The sequence below is a fragment of the Roseibium sp. genome (assembly GCF_025698965.1).
Classification (GTDB): Bacteria; Pseudomonadota; Alphaproteobacteria; order Rhizobiales; family Stappiaceae; genus Roseibium.
In genome coordinates this window covers 1-4,940 of record NZ_JAILWL010000475.1, presented here as the reverse complement: position 1 = coordinate 4,940, position 4,940 = coordinate 1, and the positions used below count along the sequence as shown (strand labels likewise).

At 56.8% G+C, this 4,940-nt stretch carries 4 protein-coding genes, 1 tRNA gene and 1 pseudogene; 2 read left to right on the top strand and 4 right to left on the bottom strand.

Annotated elements, in window-relative coordinates; genetic code table 11:
- A partial coding sequence (locus K5905_RS27380) for a hypothetical protein (protein ID WP_297590226.1) occupies positions 1-217 on the top strand: 217 nt, incomplete at its 5' end.
- Between the two features lie 62 nt (positions 218-279).
- Positions 280-632: pseudogene (locus K5905_RS27375) on the top strand (transposase); the annotation flags it as partial.
- Between the two features lie 37 nt (positions 633-669).
- Here K5905_RS27375 and K5905_RS27370 read toward each other — a convergent pair.
- From K5905_RS27370 to K5905_RS27355, 4 genes are all read right to left on the bottom strand, one after another.
- Positions 670-746, bottom strand: a tRNA-Arg gene (locus K5905_RS27370).
- 227 nt (positions 747-973) lie between these two features.
- Entirely contained in the window at positions 974-2,446 is a 1,473-nt protein-coding gene (locus tag K5905_RS27365) for a HAMP domain-containing sensor histidine kinase (RefSeq protein WP_297590225.1), read from the bottom strand.
- A 49-nt stretch (positions 2,447-2,495) separates the two neighbouring features.
- Positions 2,496-3,926 (bottom strand): FAD-dependent oxidoreductase, encoded by a 1,431-nt coding sequence (locus K5905_RS27360; RefSeq protein ID WP_297590223.1) that lies wholly within the window; start codon positions 3,924-3,926, stop codon positions 2,496-2,498.
- A gap of 56 nt (positions 3,927-3,982) precedes the next feature.
- Positions 3,983-4,816, bottom strand: a complete 834-nt coding sequence (locus tag K5905_RS27355; protein WP_367187031.1) for a TVP38/TMEM64 family protein — start codon at positions 4,814-4,816, stop codon at positions 3,983-3,985.
- Positions 4,817-4,940: the final 124 nt, after the last annotated feature.

The window sequence follows — 4,940 nt, the reverse complement described above, 5'->3', positions numbered from 1 at the left end:
CGTTCGCAGAGGGTTGCAAAGCGGTGTGGTCGATGCAGTGTCCTTCGATGATCCTGTTGAGCAAGGTCGGTTGGCAATCCGAGTCGCAGTGTCAGCGCAACACGGCGTTTATACTGACGAGCTGGTTGGCCCGGCCATTGAACTGCTAACTGCGAGTTCTCTTTCTTCCCGCACCATTTTGCTTGCACCGGCATCTTTAGAACTCAATATTGAGTAAGTGTGAGAAGGTGGCCCTGTCACAGTGTTTTTTGTCAATAAATTCTGTTTAGCTGCGCGTACATGGACAGAGCTGCCCCGGCCTACAAGAACCACCGCTATCCGATTGAAATCATCGCACGTGCTGTTTGGCTCTATTTCCATTTCAATCTTGACCTGCGCAATGTCGAGGAACTGCTGTTCGAACGAGGCATTGTCGATTTCTGTGAGACCGTCCGCCGATGGTGCCGGAAATTCGGAGTCGAATGTCCGCGTAGACTGCGCCGCAAGAGGCCAGGAAAGGGAGATATCTGGCACTTTGACGAAGCGTGGTGCGCGTTCATGGCCGGAAATGCTGGTTTTGGCGAGCAGTCGCTCAGGACGGCAACGTCCTCGACGAGATCGATCAGACGCGTCGCAACACCAAAGCTGCCAGGTATCCGCCTGATTTGATAAGTTGTTTCAATGAGTTAATGGCGCACCGGGGAGGATTCGAACCCCCGACCCCCAGATTCGTAGTCTGGTGCTCTATCCAGCTGAGCTACCGGTGCGTATAGGGCGAAGACCTTGTCATCTGGCTTGGTTGCCTGACTGACCGTCTTGGCTCCGCGGGGCGTTGATGTCCGCCCCGGACAGGGCGCTTACCTACTGCGGTCCTGAGGGGATTGCAAGGGACTTTTTGAACTTTTTTTCAAGGAACTGTCACATCGCTCCAAAACGCGCAGAAATCCTGGGAGCTTGCACTGAACACTCCCCTGCCCTGTGCAAAACTTTCCGCTCATGAAGGCCGGTCTGGAACCTGGAGATAAAAACAGGTTCCCGGCTTCGTCTCGTCCAGCCGAATGCCACCGCCATGCGCCTTGAGGAGCTCGGCGACGATTGCCAGCCCAAGACCGATCCCGCCCTTCTTCGAGCCGCTGTGGAACGCCTTGAACAAAGCCTGTTTGATATTGTCCGGAATGCCGGGACCGGTGTCGGACACCATGACATGGACGCATTTGCCTTCGCGCATTGCTTCCAGCGTAATCCGCCGGACCAGAGTTCCGTCGCGCTCCGATTCCAGCGCCTGCAATGCATTGCGCACAAGGTTGAGCAGCACCCGGAAAATCTGTTCGGGATCCGCATCGATTTCAATGTCTTCCGGCACCTTGTTGTCGAACTTGACGGTTTCATGGTCCGCGAGCCCCAAAACATCCGCCACATCGTCACCAACCCTCTTGAGGGCAAGCAATCTGCGTTGCGGAGCCTTTTCCTGCGCCTTGCCGTAGGACATCACCGCCTGGGTATAGCCGACCGCGCGATCCAGCGTCGCCAGGATCTTTGGTGCGATCCTGCTGACTGTCGGATCCGGTACATGTTCCAGGCGCTCCAGGAACAGTTGCGCGGAGGCCAGAAGATTGCGCAGGTCGTGGTTGATCTTTGAAACGGCAAGGCCAAGGTCAGCCAGCCTCTGCTTCTGGTTCAGAGCCCGGGACAAAGCCTCTTCCATGGCGGCAAGGCGGACTTCCGCGTCTCCCAATTCGTCCCGGCGACCTGAAATTTTCATAATCCGGGACGCGTCTTCCGGATTTTCCGCGAAACGCTCCATGGACTTGGTCAACCGGCGCAAAGGCCGGATGAACAACGCCCGCAGCGTAATATAGACAAGGCCGGCAGTGATCACCGAGATCACCAGCGACAACGCCAGAATGCGACCGGAAAAGGCGAGCATCTCCTGTTGCAGCAAGCTGACCGGCAAAACCACATCCACCCGCTGGGTGTGGCCCATCTGCCCCTGCCCGACGACCCGGATCAAACCGTCGCCACGATAGGTGAGGATTTCAAAAGCGCTGACGATTGACGACCATGGCGAGATGTCAGCCGTATCGACGACGAAATCCACCTCGTCGGGCACATTGCTCATTGCAATCAGGCTGCGCCGAGATCCCTGGTCGAGCGAAATCGCCACCGCTCCCGTTGTTTTGAGAAGCTCTTCCTGAAGCCTTGGTGCGATGGTGCTTGTTTCCGCCAGCACGGAGGCGGCAACGCCTGCCGTTGTCAGACGATCCCTCAGCCAGGTGTTTCGGAAATTGGCGATCGACGGCACATAGATGAAAACTTCCGCAAGCATCACGAAGACGACTGTCAGCAACAGGAGCTTTGCAGACAGTCCGCCATATCTGTACCTGCCGTAGCTGTCTCCGGCCACGGTTTGACCGTCCTTGTCTTTTGAAGGGACAACGGCGCCTTCCGGCGCACCTTCATGCTTCATGTTGCTTCGTCCCGAACATTGCAGTGCCTCGCGGCAAACCGGCAATAAGCTATCCAAATTTACGCAATATACCGATCAGGCCGCGCAACCAAGTTTTCTTCGGTATTTCCGCATAGTAAGAAATTGCGGCGCGGCGCACCAGCTCTCCGAGGGTCGGATAAGGCGCAACGAAGCCGGCAAGGTCCTTCATCTTCATCTTTTTTGACATAGCCAGCGAAAGAAGGTTCAGAATCTCGCCGGCCTGAGCACCGACAATATCCGCGCCCAGCAACCGGCCACCGGGTCCGGCAATCAGTTTGAGGCGCCCTGCCGTTTCGCCTTCGGCCTGTGCCCTGTCATTGCCCTTGTAAGTCGCGCTCAGCACCTTGACCCTGTCTCCATGGGTCTTCCTTGCTTCGGCTTCGTTCAAGCCGATATGCCCGAGCTCGGGCGAGGTATAGGTTACCCAGGGAATACTGGTTTCGTTCATGCCAATCGGCATCCGGAACAGGATCGAACGGATCACGAGACCGGCCTGATGTCCGGCGACATGCGTGAATTGCAGGCCTCCGGCCACATCGCCGATCGCGTATACTTTCCGGTTCGACGTCCTGAGCCCCTTGTCGACCGCGATGCCTTTCCGGTCAAAACCGATACCGGCGGCTTCCAGCCCGATCCCCTCGACATTGGCCGCCCGTCCGGTTGCGACCAGCAGATGGCTGGCATCGACCGCAATTGCCGATCCGTCTCCTGTTTTTGCCGACACGGTGACACCGCCGCCATTCGGCTGAACCTGCTCGACGCTGGTCTCTTCGTGAATTTCAATGCCTTCGCCCCTGAGAGCCTTCAGGACGACTGCCGCTAGCTCCGGATCATCTTTTCCAAGCGCCTTCTGGGCCTCGAACACCGTGACCCTTGACCCCAGACGGCGATGCGCCTGCGCCATCTCGAGCCCGATTGGTCCGGCTCCGATGATTGCGAGATGCTCCGGGGCCTCGCGCAGTTCAAACAGGGTTTCGTTGGTCAGATAGGGAACCTGATCCAACCCCGGAATTGCTGGAATGAAGGCTCTGGACCCGGTTGCAACAACGAAACGGCGGGCCTTGATCTCGTTATCGCCCGCAAAAACAGTGTCAGGCCCTGTGAATTTTGCGGTTTCGCGCAGCACCGTGACGCCCAGCCCCTCGAACCGTTCCTGCGAATCATGCGGCTCGATCGTTGCTATCACGGCTCGCACATGATCGTTCGCCCTGGCGAAATCGATCTTTTGACCTTCGGACGAGATACCGAATTTTTCTGTTCTGGCGCTTGATACCGCGGCCTTTCCGGCGGCAAGAAGGGCTTTGGAGGGCACACAGCCATAGTTGAGGCAATCTCCGCCCATCAACCCCTTTTCGATCAGAACCACATCTACACCGAATGCTGCTGCCGCTGCGGCAACGGACAGCCCGCCGGATCCGGCACCGATCACACAAATATCCGGGGTCAGCAGCTTTGCCATGCAGGGCTCCTTCAGGTCCATTATCGATTAGGGGCTTGATTCCAGTAAAGGCGGGGTCAACGAGACCGGACTTTTTTCAAGACGACCGGAATGAGACTGGCTATTCCAAGAGCGAAAAAAGCGATCAGCAGCTGGGGCGTGACAAGCGCGGCGACATCGACCTGGCATGTGCCCGCCGCCGCACACCCGGGATTGGCCGCCTCCTGCGCTTCAATAACGCTATCCAGTCCTGATCCGATGAAGGCGAAGGCGAATGTTCCCGGAATGATGCCCACAAAGGTCGCAATGGCATAGGACGACAAGGGCATCTGAAAGATCGCGGGTGCGATATTGACGAGCCAGAAGGGAAAAATAGGCGTCAGCCTGAGGAACAGAAGATAGTTGAAGGCCTCGTTTCGGAAGCCTTCCGCCAGACGGGACAGAAACGGACCGGCTCGTTTGGTCAGAACTTCGCCGAAGGAAGAACGCGCGACGAGAAAGACCGCACAGGCGCCAACGGTTGCGCCAAAAACAGTCGCAAATCCTCCGAGAACCCAACCGAAGAGAAAGCCGCCTGCGATCGTCAGCAGGGAAGCGCCGGGAAAGGAAAGTGCGACTGAAACCGTGTAAGCGATCATGTAGGTCAGAATCGCAAGGACAATGTTCTGATCGACAAACCCGGCAAGTTCCTGCCGACGCATTATCAGGTTGGACAAGGTGAGCTGTTTGTGGAGACCTTGGGAGAACGCCAGAATCATCAACAGGACCAGAATGGCCAACGGCAGCCATTTCTTGATCCTGCCGGAGACCGAATTTGTTGCCTGCGTTTCAACGGCCGGATCCGTTTCCTTCGGCGCGTTCATGATTTTGGCCTCATCCCCCAGCATTTCCGATCCATTTTCGTCTTTCAAACCCGGCAGCACCGGATGTGTGATACTTCTCTTTTAGCCAGATGTACCTTAAACTCGGTAAAAAGAACCATGCTTCACTGATAAGTGACGCTTCGGCCTTATCCGTTCACCTGTGCGTGATCTG